Source organism: Mesorhizobium sp. BR1-1-16 (genome assembly GCF_020165495.1).
In the GTDB taxonomy this organism is placed as follows: Bacteria; Pseudomonadota; Alphaproteobacteria; order Rhizobiales; family Kaistiaceae; genus Kaistia.
In genome coordinates this window covers 21,791-35,745 of the sequence record NZ_JAIUIE010000018.1, presented here as the reverse complement: position 1 = coordinate 35,745, position 13,955 = coordinate 21,791, and the positions used below count along the sequence as shown (strand labels likewise).

The window sequence follows — 13,955 nt, the reverse complement described above, 5'->3', positions numbered from 1 at the left end:
ACCCACGCGTCCGGATTTGTGGCCATAGCAAAACGACCTATGTCAAAAGTGTGCCAAGCCGATCCAGTATGGATCCACACGAGGAGCTATCGGGAAGAAAAGTCTCTATTATTACATAGACTTAATAGCGGAGAGGGGGAGATTCGCACCGGAGGCACTTCTGGCCCCAAAATGGCGGCTTTCAGAGATCGGTGAGTGAGGGGAGAGGAGGGGGCTGGTGCGGTCTCTGGTAAAAAGGCTGGTACAGAGATGACCGGCAGCGCGCTACGGGGGCATTAGTGACCAGCGCGAGATCATCCGTCAAGAAAACCTTGAAAGCCGTGTGGGGAATGTACCACAAAACGCCCTGTCAGTTGATGGGCTGGCGAACTGCGTCGACCGAGAGGCGGCCCGATTCGATGCTCCATCGGCAATCAGATTTTTGACCAGCCGGGCCCTCAGGTCCGGCTCTTTCTTTGCGAACTCGGAAACCGCAGGTTTGGCGGCCTGCGGCTCCTCGGCCGGGTCGGTCGGCGGCAACAGCGGGATCGGTCGTGGCGCGACCGATCCTGTCCTCTCCAACGATAGGAGCCCGAAAGGGTTCATGCGCACGATCACCGTGAAAGGGCGATCCGTCACAGTCGTGAAGGGGACGCTTGACCGTCGGCCAGGCGCAGTGCCGGTCGATAGACGCCAGGACCTCGCGTCCCGGCTCGACCAGATCGAGGAGCGCATCAAACGCCTGACGGTCTCGCGGCGAGATCCGGATCGGTTCTTTGAACAGCGATCCGAGATCGCCGACGACGTCCGGAAGCTCGCCCTCGAGCTTCGTTTCTAGCTCAGTCACCAGTTCGGCACGGCGCGATCGCCCACCCGCTCGGATCAGGTCTTAGCGTTCCGATCACGCGACGTCGCGGCCGCCATGGGAACCGCCGCCGTCCGCTTCAACGCGAACGCGTTGCCGCGGCCGTCGCGTCGTGCCGTCGACCTATCGACATCGGGAGAAGCGCAGATGCGCCTTGGTTACACGAACGCGGCCTACGCTGGGGCGCTCTTTCTTGCCGCTGGGGCAGGGCTGTTCTCGATCCATGCAGGTCATCGTATCGAGACGCCCCTCGGGCCGCCGATCGCCGAGCCTGTGCGACGCAAGCGCGCCGCTCCCAAGTCGAGCGGCTTCTACTATCCCCAACGGCGACCGGGAGCGGGCGCGCCGTCGGCGCCAGATCGCGGCCGGTCAGCTCACACCTTCCAACGGACTTCGCGTCGCCGGATAGGCTTCGCCCGGGCCTTTTGCCCGATCCGGCGCGTTGAACGTCGCCGCCGGCGGGCAGAAGGTCCCCTTATTCCCGCAGCGCTCGCCGACACCGCAAGACGACCGCTCTGCTCGGCGAGGCGGACGGTCGAACAATCGGGATTGTTGCCGTGGCCGGGATCAGCACCGGCCTCTTCTCGAAGGCGAGCATTTCCGCAGACCTCGACAACAGTGGCGTCCACTTTGACCTGAGCGACTTCGAGCGGTTGACGGCCAAGCTTCAGGGCGCGGCCGACCAAATGCCGTTTGCGCTCGCGAATGCCATGTCGCGCACGGCGTCCGTTCTGCGCGACATGATGACAGATGACGTGTGGCCGACGCATGTCGAGGCCCGGAACAAGCGCTTTCTTACGGCAGCTCTGAGGGTCGAGGCGGCGTGGAACACGCTCAAGATCGCCGTCTTCGCCGTGCTGGCATCGCTGGTGTTCGCCGTTCCCGCCGCTTTCGGCATGGCCCGGATCAGCGCACGGCGTGCGAATGCGCTGGAACCTCTTTTCCTCGCCCCGATGGTGCTGCCGAGCCTGGTCTACGGGCTGGCGCTCCTGATCGCCGCTAACCTGATGCATGTCAGCCCGTCGACCGGGCTCGTCGTCCTCGCCAATGTCGTCGTTTTCGGGCCGCTGATGTTCCGCGCCACATCGAGCATCGCGCTGCAACTCGACCAGAGCCTCGAGGACGCCTCTGGGCTGCTCGGTGCGTCGCGCTGGGCGACCTTCCGCCGCGTGACGCTGCCGCTGCTGGCGCCCGGCATCTATGCCGGGATGTTCCTCGTCTTCATCCAGTCGATCGAGAATGTCTCGCTGCCAATGTTCCTGGCGCCGGCCGGCACGACCATCCTGCCGCTCGAGATGTTCGCCATGCTGCAGGACACGCTCGATCCGCGCATCGCCGCGATATCGGGTGTGCTCATCGCCATCACTGTGCTGGTGTTGATCGCGGTGCAGCGGCTGACGCCTTTCCTCCGTGACGAGCGACGCTGATGGGCGAGATCAAGGAACACACGCGGTTCGATTTCGCGAAATTGACCGAGCGACAGAAATACAAGCTCCTGATCGGCACGGTCATTCCGCGACCGATCGCGCTGGTCACGACCATGAGCCGGGAACGGGAGCCCAATGCGGGGCCGTTCAGTTTCTTCAATGTGCTGACGCATGAGCCGGCGATCGTCGCCATCTGCGTCGAGAACTACGCCGACATGCGCTTCAAGGACACGGCGAAGAACATTCGCGAGACGGGCGAGTTCACGGTCCATATCTGCGACGACGCCATGGTCGAGCAGATGGAGATCTGCGCGATCAAGTTTGGGCCCGACGTCAACGAACTAGAGCAGGCGGGCTTGCACACGGTTCCTGGCGAAGCCGTCAGGAGCCCGCGCATCCTGGAGGCGCCTGCTGCTCTGGAGTGCCGACGCTATATGACGCTGGAGCTTGGTTCGGCGCGCGAGATCATCCTCGGGCAAGTCGTCGGGCTCTATGTGCGCAGCGATGCCGTCAACCCGGCCGACCACCACATTGACCAGATCAAGATGGATGCCGTGGGACGCATGGGCGGCCACACCTATGCGCACACGCGCGACCAGTTCGACGTGGTGACGCCTACGCCTGCGGACTCGTTCGCGCGGGGAACCCAACAGGGGACCAAGTAGCACTTCCGGCGAGAGTGATTCGCCATGCGCGCCGTCGACGAGGGTTGTCCGAAGACGCCCTAATCGTATCGATAGTACCGTCGCTACCTCGTTCTCCAATCCCTCCATCTCTTGGCGGTCCATTAAGGCCCCCTTAGTGACCCCTATGAGCCCTTGAAACCTCTTAGGGGCTCTTAAGGACCCGCCCGCTTCGAAAGTGTTGGATTCGCTCGATTTTCGCTTGCCAGCCGCCCATATGTTCTCATCCTGTTCCTAGTCGCGCGGCCTCTCCGGCGGCCGGACAGTGCCAGGAAGGACGAGAATGGGATCCTCCTACCTCTCGATTGAAGTCATGCCGATTGCCGCGCTACGACCGTATTCGGGCGACGCGCGCACGCACTCAACGCGACAGGTCCGCCAGATCGCCGACAGCATCCAGCGGTTTAGATTCACCAACCCGGTGCTGATCAGCGACGACAACGAAATCGTGGCCGGCCATGGCCGCGTCCTGGCGGCGAAGGAGCTGGGTATCGCCGCTGTCCCGTCGGTGAAGCTGTCGCATTTGAGTGCCGAGGAGCGACGCGCCTATGTGCTCGCCGACAACAAGCTGGCGCTGAATGCCGGCTGGGATATGGAGATCTTCGCCGTCGAGCTGCAGGCGCTGGTTGATATCGACGTCGATGTCACCCTGACCGGCTTCTCGTTGGCCGAGGTCGACCTGACGCTCGATCGGTCGCGCGAGGCATCACCATCGAGCCCGGACGCAGCGGCCGATCTGATCCCGCCGCTGCCAGCCACCGCCGTCACACGGACGGGCGATCTCTGGCAGCTCGGCAGCCACCGGCTGCTCTGCGGCGATGCCCACTCGCCAGAAGATGTCGGTCGGCTGGTCGGGGAGGGGACAATCGATCTGATCTTCACCGACCTGCCTTACGACGGGACGGCCGCGCGGATCCCGCCGAGGGCTTCGGGACCCTTGGCGGGACGCATTGCAGCCCGTCAGCTTTGGGGCCGGGAGCCGCTAGTCTGCTATTGGCGCTGTGCAGCTGATAGCTGCCAATCTGAGCTGGACCCTATTCGGCCAGCCGGCACGCGACATGCTCGTTGATGCTGGAATAATCCTCTGACCGAGGCGCAAAACGAGGTGGGCGATTTGATTGGGACCGCTCCATGCGTCTAGAGTTCCGGTGAAAACAGGGGACCGATAGACTGGCTTTCTGTGATCTCAATCGTCGTCAGCTGGTGATGCTCGGCGCGGCTTTGACCGTGACGTGGCGCGCCACCGCAGAAGCCCAGACGAGATAGCCGATGCTCTATCCCCGCGAGGAATTGACCGAGGCGGCCGGCTATCCGGCTATGGTGCGTTTCGAAGCCGGGCGACCGGAACTTCCCGTCGTCGTGTTCGTCACCGGTGGCGGGGTGCTCGGTCGCATCGCCTACGGACCGCCCAGCGAAAGGGCCGCCGATTTCCTCTGCCATTGGCTGCATGAAGAAGGCTTCGCTTCGCTGGTCCTCTCCTATCCCATCGACAACGTCAGGGTATTCAACGCTACATTCCCGCAGTTTTCGATCACGGACTGGGCGGAGCAGAGCGCCGAGATCATCGCCCGTTACGTGGACCGGAACGATCTGCCGGCAAACGTCATCGTCCTTGGCTGGAGCATGGCCGGGCGGATCGCGGAGCCGCTTCATGCAGCGCTACGACGGAAGGGAAAGGGCATCGAACTCTTCGTCGCGATGGCGGGTGCATCGGCGCTCCCCAATACTCTGCCCGGGCTCGATCATCTGAAGCCAGCGCCGAGCGGCCTTGCCGCGATCGAGGGCGCCTACGCCGACTGGCTGCTCCACTGCCTCGCGGATCAGAACGCGGCTGCCGGTCATTCGGTGCTTGATGCCGACAGGTTCACCGACGAGATGACCGGCGATTTCCCGGTAGGGCTTGCGGCATCGGCCATGCGCTACAGAGACGGAGCCTTCGTCCGCAATCCAGCCAGCGACGCGCTGGAGATAGGCACGGCGCAATATGGTGCGTTTCCGCCGCTCGCCCTGATGACGCACGCCTCTGTGATCGACGCCCGGCACGCTCTCACGGACCGCTCGACATGGGGCGTCTACATCACCCAGCAGCTATGTGAGACCCTCATCTTCTCCCGACCGGACAAGCTCGCCGCTCTGCCCTCCGCGAAGTGGGCGAAGCTGGACGAGCATGTCAGGGACGCCGCGCAGCGGCTCAGTGCGACGCTGCCGGGCAACCACATGTTCTTCCTTGGAGAGAAGGGTGCGAGGAGCACCGTGCAGACGCTGAAGCTCCTCAGGCAAACCGCGACGAATGTTGCAGACGAGATTTCACGCCTGATGGCGTAGGAAAATTCGTTCCGCCAGGCGGAAATCGATCGACCGCGTCGACCTCGATCCTGGAGCACGGGTTTTCGAGCACCGGAACCGGCTCAAATCAGCTGACGTTCCGCCGCGTGGCGTAACCCGGCGGCAGGTCTTCAGGCGCACAGGAGATGACGCTCTCATCGTCACGCCCGCAATCCTCGACAAAGGTGATCTCGGCGAATTCGTCGACCAGCAGGGTTGGATAGGTGGGGCCTGCGTCGCGATATTGCTGCATCAGGGGGATTTTTTCATTCTGGAAGCCGATGATTTTCTTTGGCTCGCGTTCGATCCAATGCGGGAAGAACGTCGCGCCGTGGGCCACGTTCTCCTTGAGATTATAGGCGACGCTGACGCAGGTGCCGGTCGGTTCGTGCCAGGAGACCTTGTACACAGCGTCGGCGAGACGGACGATGTGGACCTCCTGCCCCTTCACCCAACGCCCGCCGACGATGCCGCCATGGACGCGGTAGTCGATGGTGCGTTCGTTCTTGAAGTACATCTCGTACTGCCAGCCATTGGCGTAGGTATAGATGATGTGCTTTCCGACAAACGGGGCGATCTCGGCCGGGCGAGTGGATTCGAAGCGATCGGACATGGATGCCTCCTTGGGCGCGCCGCTGCTGTCAGTCCGGCGGGATTTAGATGAAGGGATGAGAAGAAGGTTCGGTTCGCAGTCTGATGGAACCGGGCTTAGCTCGCCGGCCCAGACGTAACATCGTCAGAACTGGTTACGGGTCCGCCTTGAGAGGCGCTGCAGGCCGGTCGGCGACGTATTGGGTGAGATGGCCAAACTTCGCGAGTGACTGAACGTCAAAGGGGGCGCCCAGCGCGTTCCAATGGCAGTAACGTCGGGCTTCCCGCACTAGCGCGACGGGATGGACCTCAAGCCACGCCGGCCGGCATCGATAGTATCCCCCTCTTATGCCGTCTGCGGCCCTGGATCGGCTTCTTCAGCTGCTGCCACGACGATTATTGCCAGCGGCATGAGCGTTCGGTCCGGCCCGACTGCGAGGCGCGCGGCCATGCCGGCCTCCATCCGATCCATAAAGCCTCGAACGCGCTCGGCGCTCGCGCCCTGCGAAAGGTCACGCGAAAGCGTTGGAAGGACCGATGCCCTCGAAAACGCAGCCCAGCGCGCGCCAAACGCCGTCGCATTGCCGTCGGCAAGGAAATCACGCCAGATCGCGTCGTCGCCTTCGAAGATCTCGATGTGCTCCAGTTCGAGGCCGGAGACTTCACCGGACGTGAAGGGCGCGGCGAACTCCGCACGCGTCCGTCCGACTGTTGGGATAGCCATCCTCGCCGCCTCCTCTTGCTGGACCACGCCCTCGGTCACCAGTTCCCGCAGCGCGTCATACATCGCCGTCAGAAGCGGCCCGTAGCCGAAGTCGCCATCATCGGTCCGGGCCATGGTGAGGATGACGAGACGGCCACCTGGCCGCAGTTCGCGGCGGCGATGCTTCAGGAAGACCAGCCAATCATCGGCGGCCTGGGCTGCGAACGCGGCGCGCGTGGCGTCGTCCTTGCTGTAGGCAACCTGCACATGGTCGGGAATTGCGACCGGCGTTCGGCTCAGCCATTGCACGGACCAGGCGCACCATCCGAGTGTCACGCTGTCATCGGGAAGGATCTGCTCGTAGAAGGAGCGTCCGATCGCGCTGGCGAAGGCGCCTTGGTCCTGCTTCAGATAGCTTTCCGGATCGGTGTTTAGCAATTCGAACAAGGCGCTGAAGTCATTGTCGGCAAGATCGGTATGGACGACCGATATCGCCCGGCCTGTCTCCAGGCGCTGTCTCAAACGCCGCACTGCGATCGACATCGGCATCAGCGAATTGCGGCCCTGGGAAGCCCCGTAGTCGGCAACGACGATCGCGCCTTTGCCCGGCGAGAGGGGGACGTCGACGGCAGCCCGTTCAAGGCGGGGCAATGCCGGTGAGGCCGTCGAGGCCTGCACGGCGGATCTGGAATTGTAGCCACCATGCCCTTCCATGGGTGCCGGCCGGGCCAATTTCGATTCTTCTTCCATCGTGCAACTCCTTTGGTCCGAGGCTGATCGATTTCCGGTCGTTAAGCGGCCCCGAACGGCCCGGCACCGAATGGCGCACTCCACTTTGTGGTCAACGTTCGCGCCGAGCAACCAAATGGCGGCAAGACCGATTGGAACGGCACGCCGGCGCGGGCGCGCTAAGGCGACTGTGGAGCCAGCAAAGCGACGGTCGCCATGGTCCGCTCGAAGTCTCTGAGGTTTTCCGCCTCCGCCTTGCCCAGGATCGCGCGGATCTGGCTGCGGACGGTCATCAGCGCGACGCCGCGTCCGCGCGCCACGTCTTCGGCGCTGGCGCCACCTGAAAGAGCGACCGCGACTTCCGCCTCGGCCCGGCTGAATTCGAACATCTCGCACAGAATGGCCGCTTGGGGCGACATTTTGCGATCGATGGGCCTCAGGATGAGGAGAGCAAGCGCTTCGCGGCCGTGATCGCCTTCCATGGCGTGTACATCGTTGGCAAGCTGCTGCGGCGCCGGCGTGACCATCAAGGCCAGGGTTGAGCCGTCGCCAGACGTAAGGCGCATCGACCCTCCGGCCCCTCCGGACGTCGCGGAGGATACAAGCCGTCGGAGCCTCGCCGCATCCTCGCGCGACAGGGCGGTGAGGTAGATGCCGCTGCCGGCGAACGGTCCCGTGCGCTTGAACACGAGGCCGGATTCAGGACCCGTCAAATATCGACGGGCCATGTCGTTGACCAGGCGGATCTTCAGTCCCGCATCCACGACCCCCACACCCACGGATAGCGTGTCCATCGTTGCTTGGGTCAGGGCGCGTGCGTGTTCATCGCGCGCGAGGCGCAGGTGAAGCTCCAGAGCACGCTGTACGTGCGGCATCAGGGCTCGAAGCAGGCGAACATGCGTAGGGTCAAACGCGCCCGCCCGGTCGTCGCGAAAAACCAGCACAGGCGTGGCGTCGGCGAGGCCGGCCATACCCCCGATCATGTGACGGCGCTCATGGTGTCGAGCGAAGTCGAAGTAATATTCGCTGCGGAGAAAATCGTTCTCGGCGACGAGTTCGGCACCGAGCTTGGCGTTGCCGAGATGATGGCTGCGTGCTTGCGCATAGTCGCGACGGGCCTGGGCGGCATAGGGGTCCATCGCGTGAAAATGAGCCACATAGGCGGCCTCGCTGCCGTCGGAAGGCATGAGGAGATTGCTGGGCCGGACGAGCCCGCCGGGGTTCAGCACGATCCTTTGGGCATCCATGATCCGACAGATGCGCGCGCCGACCTCCAGCCAGCTGTCGTCACCGGAACCGGCCTGGTAGATGGCGCCGACGCAATCGGCGAGATCACGCTCAATGTCGACCACAACCAGCTCCCGTGCGAGGAGCGGAGATTGCCAAATTTTCGCCGCCGATTCAACGCGTGGTACCCACGGCGCGCGGTCTTCGCCCGGCGCTCCCCGCCAGGCATCGGTCCTGCTCATGCGAGAATTCCGCCTCTCGCAGTGCCGCGACCTAGTTGAACGTCGACATCAGGATTGCGCCAAGGATCAGCGCGATCGGAAGGTGGACGATGAACTGCATTGCCGTGAATCCGACGAGGTCCTTTGCTCGGAGACCCAATATCCCGAGAAGCGGTAGCATCCAGAACGGATTGATGAAGTTCGGCAATGTTTCCGCGATGTTGTAGACCATGACGGTCCATCCTGGATGAGCCCCGACCGCTTTGGCCGCCGTCATGACATAGGGCGCCTCGATGACCCATTTTCCACCGGCAGATGGGATGAAGAGGCCCAGGAACGCCGAATAGAGCCCGACCACCCCTGAGAAGATCGTGGGGCCGGACGACGCGCCGATGAAGAAGGTCGCGATCGCATCGCTGAGCGTTTGGCCGGCCGCGTTTCGTGGCACCGTCAGCATGGCAGCGATTCCCGCATAGAAGGGGAACTGCAGCAGCACGCCCGAAACGGTTGGAACGGCTCTGGCGAAGGCGTTAGTCAGATTTTTGGGCCGCCAGTGCAGCAGGATGCCCATGAGCAGAAATATGAAATTATAGGTGTCGAGGCCGGAAAGGTGCTGGATCGGACTGCCCGCGACGAAACGGTTGGCGATCCAGCACAGGCAGAGTGCGACAAAGAGGATGGTCAGGATCGGGCTGTCGGCGAGCCAGTCGGCAGGGCGTCGGCCTTGAACCGCCTCAGGCTCGGCAATCGACAGATCGACGCCGAGGTCGCTCGCGGTTCGAACGTTGCCGGGTCCGGGAACTGTCCAATAGCAGACGGCTGCGGCGACCGCCGTTATCACGGCGATCATCAGCCCGTTCTGCCAGGTGAAGATTGTCTGGGAGAAGTCGATGACGCCGGTGATCGGCAGCAGCGAGGCGGGAATGCTGTCCGAGTTGGCCTGCATTTGCGCCGCCGACGAACTGATCCCCAGCGTGAAGCCGCACCCAAGCCCGAGATAGGCCGCAGCCCCGGCGGCGCGGTAGTCGAGCGCGATATCAGTGCGGCGGGCGACCTCGCGCACGAGGAGGCCCGAGAAGATCAGGCTCAGGCCCCAGTTGACGAGCGAGAGGCCGATGCTGACGAGCGCGATCCAGACCACGGCGGAGCGGCCGGAAGCCGGCAGCCCGGCAATTCTCCGCAGCAACGCCGCCGCCGGCGGGGACGTTGCGACCACGTATCCGCCGATCGCGACATAGGTCATCTGCAGCGTGAAGGGACCCAGCGACCAAAAGCCGTCGCCAAATGCGATGCCGACCTGCATGGGGGAGACGCCATGCGCAACCGCCGCTATTGCCACCAGAACGACGGCGGCGAGCACGAAGACATAGGCATCCGGAAACCAGCGATCGGCGAGATCGACCACGCGATTCGACAGCGCTTCCAAGCCGCCGCCGCGCCCACTCCGCAAATCCTGCATGCCGCCCCCGTGCGATGCGTCCATTCTTAACAATTGCGATGGCGAGGCAAGACCTTTGATTTATCCCCGGTAACGCGCTACATAGGGTTCATGTCAATTCTGGAACGGCCGTCCGACGGCAATCTTCGCCAACAGGTTCTGCAGCAGGTACGGTCCGAGATCATCTCGGGAGCCAGCGGGCCGGGCGCAATGTATTCGGTCCCGAGCCTTGCCGCGGCGCTTGGCGTCTCGACCACGCCGGTGCGCGAGGCGCTGCTCGAGCTGGCACGGTCCGGGCTTATCGAGCCGCTGCGCAATCGCGGCTTCAAGGTGGTGACACCGACTCTGGCGCAACTCCGCGATCTGTTCGACATGCGGGAGCTGCTGGAGGTTCATGCGGCCGAGACCGTGGCGCTGAAGCGCAAGAAGGATCTCGCCAGGGCGCGCGCCATGGCTGATGAGGTCGCCCGTGCGGTCGAGGCCGGCGATGTCGCGGACTATCTGGAAGCCGACCGGCGCTTCCATCAGGCATTCGTCGAGGCGACCGACAACGAATTGCTGACCGAAAGCGTGATGGCGTTTCGAGACAAGATGCGGCTGTACGGCATCTCGTCCGATCAGGGACTTGAGAGGCAGCGGGAATCCGTGGCCGAGCACTATCGGATCCTCGATCTGGCCGACGTCGGCGATGCGGCGGGCCTGCGGACCCTGATGCGCCATCACATCCGGTCCTGGGAGCCCATTTTTACCGAGGCTCTGCTGGCAGCGTCGAGGAATGACAGCGCGCCGGTGGCCAACGGATTGCGCGGCTTGCGGCAGTAGCCCGCCACACCCGGGTGCCGGCCCGGCGGCCGGGCCCTCTATTTTTCCCGAACGCGCCCCATCCGCGAACGACCTCGTCATCTCCGACGGCTTCGTCGGCGGGCAGCGCCGCAGCGGGCGCAGCGCGGCGGCAATTGCCGAGGACCCCGCTGACCCCGGCCAAGGCCCCGCATCGACGCCCCTCCGGCAATCTTGCGCTTCCCCCGATTTTCCCCCTTGCAGCAATTCCAAATCCGATCTAGTAGTGCGTCACACATCAAACGTAGCGCGTTACACATTACCCGGAGGAGACGAGCGATGACGGACGAACCCTTCAAGCGGCTGATGTGTCTTGGCTGCGGCTTTTCCTATGACGAGGCGCTCGGCCTGCCCGAGCACGGCATCGCGCCAGGAACGCGCTGGGCGGACATTCCCGCCGATTGGGTCTGCCCCGACTGCGGCACACCCAAGCACCTCTTCGAAATGATCGTCGTCGGCTACGCCCCTGGCGGCCCCGACCTGGCCCGGACCGCGTGAGCGGCGCTCAGCAAGGAACCACACAGATGAGCCAGTCCTTCATCATTCGGAACGAAGAACGCGGTCATGATCTGATCAAGTCCGACGGATCGCGGTCATCCTACATCGCGGGCCATCCCGACGGCTTCGTCACGCGGGCCTCGAGCTTCAACTTCCACGAATATCAGGGCGGTCGGCCCGGCTTCGGCACGATCCGCGTCTTCGGCGACGAGGTGTTCCATGGCGCCGGATGCGGCTACAACATGCATCCGCACCACAATTTCGCGATCTGCGCCTTCGTGTTCGGGGGGCAGCTCACGCATGTGAACACGGCTGGGGAAGGCATGGTCGACCAGCTTCGCGCCGGCGACTACTACGTCTTCTCGGCCGGCTCGGGCGGCAAGCATTCCGAATTGTCCATCACCACGGAGGACATGCAGGCGATCTATCTCTGGGTCCTGCCCGAGCAGCTCTACCTGCCACCCTCCTATCACCGCGGCCATTTCGATTTCCGCCGCCGGCGGAACGAGCTGGTGCAGCTCGTCGGCAATGCCGACGGCGCCCTGCCGATCCCGCAGGACCTGCGCGTCTCGCGCCTCATCGCCGACAAGGGCAGGACCTTCCGCTACGCCCCGCGCACACTGGGACACGGGACCTATGTCTTCGTGCGGGAGGGCAGGATCGGATGCTCCGGCACCGAACTCGGCCATCGCGACAGTATGGGCCTATCGAGCGTCGACGGCTTCGACATCGAGATCATCGATGACGACAGCGACATCCTGATCGTCGAGACCGTGATGATTGACGAGGCGAATATCAGGACGTGGGAGAGCGAGCATGCCGGCCATTGATGCGGGGCTCGCATCGTCCTGCTCGGGCGCAGCGGCCGCGTTGGCGCGTCAAGTCTTCGGCAAGGATCCGGCGGCCGAACTCGCTCCATGTCCAAATTGGTCGACCTGCCGGTCGCCTCGCTGCAAGCGCATGGCGCCCGCGCCAAACGACCTGATGCCAACGAACGGAGGCTGATATGCCCATTATGGAAGTCCAGTACCGTGCCGGCGATCTCGATCCGGCCACCAAGGCCGATCTCGCCGAGCGCCTGACGCAGATCATGATCCGCATGGAGGGCGGTGGCGACACATTCGGCGGACGGGCCTTCGCCTGGGTGCTGTTTCGCGAGCTATCGACCGACGATTGGTGGGCGGGCGGCGAGACGGCCGAGACCTATGTGTACCCTCCGGGTCGCTTCCTCGTTCATGTCACCATTCCCGAGGGCTACATGAACGCCGAGCACAAGAACGAGGTGCATGACTGGGTCGCGGCAGCGATCCTCAAGGCGAAAGGTGTCAGTGGCGAGAACGCCGACAAGAGCCCCGCCAGCAGCAAGAGCGCCGGCAAGAGCATTCTCACGGTGATCGACGAGGTCACCGAGGGAAATTGGGGGTGGGCGGGTCTTCCGCTCGGCATGGCCAAGATCGCTCCTGCGGTTGGATTGGCCAAGACCAGCGAACGCTTTGCCTGGACGACGGCCTATTTCACCGCCAAGGCCCGCGAGCGCATCAGCGCCGGCTATCCCGCCGACGCCGGGGGTATCATGGCCGGGATCGAGGGCAGCACCGCAACGGCTCAGGCGAATGCCGCCGGCCAGTCCAGGACCGCAGCCCCCGCAAAATCGTAGCCTTCGCGGGATCTGTCCAGAAGTCACCAGTTCTGAGGATGCGTCCGACACTAGCGACAGGCATTCTGCGCCCGTCTATCTCGATCCACACAGCCAAATGCGTTGAATTCCGGCAAGAGAGCGCGCCGCGGCAGACCGATTTGCACGCCGTGCCCGGCAGCCAGAACACAGGGAGCCATCCAAGTGACCGTCACCTTCCTTCATTCCAAGGGAACCGAGCTTCCCATCAAGATCCCTGCCATCGGTCTCGATCTGTTCGTGCGAATGCCGCCCGCGGCAAGTGGCAACGAATTCTGCTTCATCGAGACGATAAACGCGCCGGGTTTTGGACCGCCCCGACACCGTCATCCGGAAGCCGAGATCTTCCGCGTCATCGAGGGACGGTATCTCTATGAGGCCGACGGCAAGCGCTTCTACGCAGAGGTCGGCGATGTCGTCTGCATTCCCGGCGGCGTCGAGCACGGCTTCGTCAACGTGACCGATGCGCCGGCCCGGCAGTACATTCTCATGACGCCGGCGCTCGACGCCGCGGCCTTCTTCACCGAGCTCGGCGGCGTGATGCACAACGGCCTTCCTGACACCAAGGCGCTGAATGCTTTCGGAATCAAATGGCAGGTCGAGTTCCTGGGACCGCCGGTGAAGCGGGACGAGACGCCGACCGAATGACGGCGGCGACCTCCTGGACTGGCTGCAACTTTTGCGTGATATCAAACAGCAAGATGTTCCGCCGACCTATTCTGCCGAATTGTGCCGGTCCGCGATCGGCGGCCGT

At 63.7% G+C, this 13,955-nt stretch carries 14 protein-coding genes; 10 read left to right on the top strand and 4 right to left on the bottom strand.

Translation table 11 applies throughout. From position 1 onward, the window contains the following. Positions 1–583 precede the first annotated feature (583 nt). The 5 genes from LB518_RS23260 (at position 584) to LB518_RS23240 (ending at position 5,279) form a co-directional block, all read left to right on the top strand. Entirely contained in the window at positions 584–817 is a 234-nt protein-coding gene (locus LB518_RS23260; RefSeq protein ID WP_224580218.1) for a hypothetical protein, read from the top strand. Between the two features lie 584 nt (positions 818–1,401). Beyond that, positions 1,402–2,271, top strand: a complete 870-nt coding sequence (locus LB518_RS23255; protein ID WP_224580217.1) for an ABC transporter permease — start codon at positions 1,402–1,404, stop codon at positions 2,269–2,271. Further along, positions 2,271–2,936: a flavin reductase family protein gene (locus tag LB518_RS23250; RefSeq protein WP_224580216.1), complete on the top strand. Its 666-nt coding sequence runs from the start codon at positions 2,271–2,273 to the stop codon at positions 2,934–2,936. The genes LB518_RS23255 and LB518_RS23250 overlap by 1 nt, the downstream gene beginning before the upstream one ends. 301 nt (positions 2,937–3,237) lie before the next feature. Then, on the top strand, positions 3,238–4,023 hold the full coding sequence (locus LB518_RS23245) for a ParB/Srx family N-terminal domain-containing protein (RefSeq protein ID WP_224580215.1): 786 nt from the start codon (positions 3,238–3,240) through the stop codon (positions 4,021–4,023). Between the two features lie 200 nt (positions 4,024–4,223). Continuing rightward, positions 4,224–5,279, top strand: a complete 1,056-nt coding sequence (locus tag LB518_RS23240; protein WP_224580214.1) for a hypothetical protein — start codon at positions 4,224–4,226, stop codon at positions 5,277–5,279. Between the two features lie 88 nt (positions 5,280–5,367). Here LB518_RS23240 and LB518_RS23235 read toward each other — a convergent pair whose 3' ends face one another. From LB518_RS23235 to LB518_RS23220, 4 genes are all read right to left on the bottom strand, one after another. Further along, complete coding sequence (locus tag LB518_RS23235; RefSeq protein WP_224580213.1) at positions 5,368–5,892, bottom strand: phenolic acid decarboxylase; 525 nt, start codon at positions 5,890–5,892, stop codon at positions 5,368–5,370. A 324-nt stretch (positions 5,893–6,216) separates the two neighbouring features. Next, on the bottom strand, positions 6,217–7,323 hold the full coding sequence (locus LB518_RS23230) for a class I SAM-dependent methyltransferase (RefSeq protein WP_224580212.1): 1,107 nt from the start codon (positions 7,321–7,323) through the stop codon (positions 6,217–6,219). Positions 7,324–7,481: 158 nt separating this feature from the next. Next, the gene (locus tag LB518_RS23225) at positions 7,482–8,771 is read right to left on the bottom strand and encodes a hypothetical protein (protein ID WP_224580211.1); all 1,290 of its coding nucleotides are present in this window, start codon (positions 8,769–8,771) and stop codon (positions 7,482–7,484) included. A 31-nt stretch (positions 8,772–8,802) separates the two neighbouring features. Further along, the gene (locus LB518_RS23220) at positions 8,803–10,209 is read right to left on the bottom strand and encodes a TIGR00366 family protein (protein WP_224580210.1); all 1,407 of its coding nucleotides are present in this window, start codon (positions 10,207–10,209) and stop codon (positions 8,803–8,805) included. Between the two features lie 90 nt (positions 10,210–10,299). On the opposite strand from LB518_RS23220, the gene LB518_RS23215 reads away from it, so the two are divergent. The 5 genes from LB518_RS23215 to LB518_RS23195 all read left to right on the top strand — a co-directional run bounded on the left by LB518_RS23215 (position 10,300) and on the right by LB518_RS23195 (position 13,849). Then, positions 10,300–11,010: a GntR family transcriptional regulator gene (locus tag LB518_RS23215; protein WP_224580209.1), complete on the top strand. Its 711-nt coding sequence runs from the start codon at positions 10,300–10,302 to the stop codon at positions 11,008–11,010. A 297-nt stretch (positions 11,011–11,307) separates the two neighbouring features. Beyond that, on the top strand, positions 11,308–11,526 hold the full coding sequence (locus tag LB518_RS23210) for a rubredoxin (protein ID WP_224580208.1): 219 nt from the start codon (positions 11,308–11,310) through the stop codon (positions 11,524–11,526). 26 nt (positions 11,527–11,552) lie between these two features. Next, entirely contained in the window at positions 11,553–12,356 is an 804-nt protein-coding gene (locus tag LB518_RS23205; protein WP_224580207.1) for a pirin family protein, read from the top strand. Positions 12,357–12,532: 176 nt separating this feature from the next. Then, positions 12,533–13,183 carry a tautomerase family protein gene (locus LB518_RS23200; protein WP_224580206.1) on the top strand — a complete coding sequence of 217 codons (651 nt, stop codon included), beginning with the start codon at positions 12,533–12,535 and terminating at the stop codon, positions 13,181–13,183. Between the two features lie 183 nt (positions 13,184–13,366). Beyond that, positions 13,367–13,849, top strand: a complete 483-nt coding sequence (locus LB518_RS23195) for a cupin domain-containing protein (RefSeq protein ID WP_224580205.1) — start codon at positions 13,367–13,369, stop codon at positions 13,847–13,849. Positions 13,850–13,955: the final 106 nt, after the last annotated feature.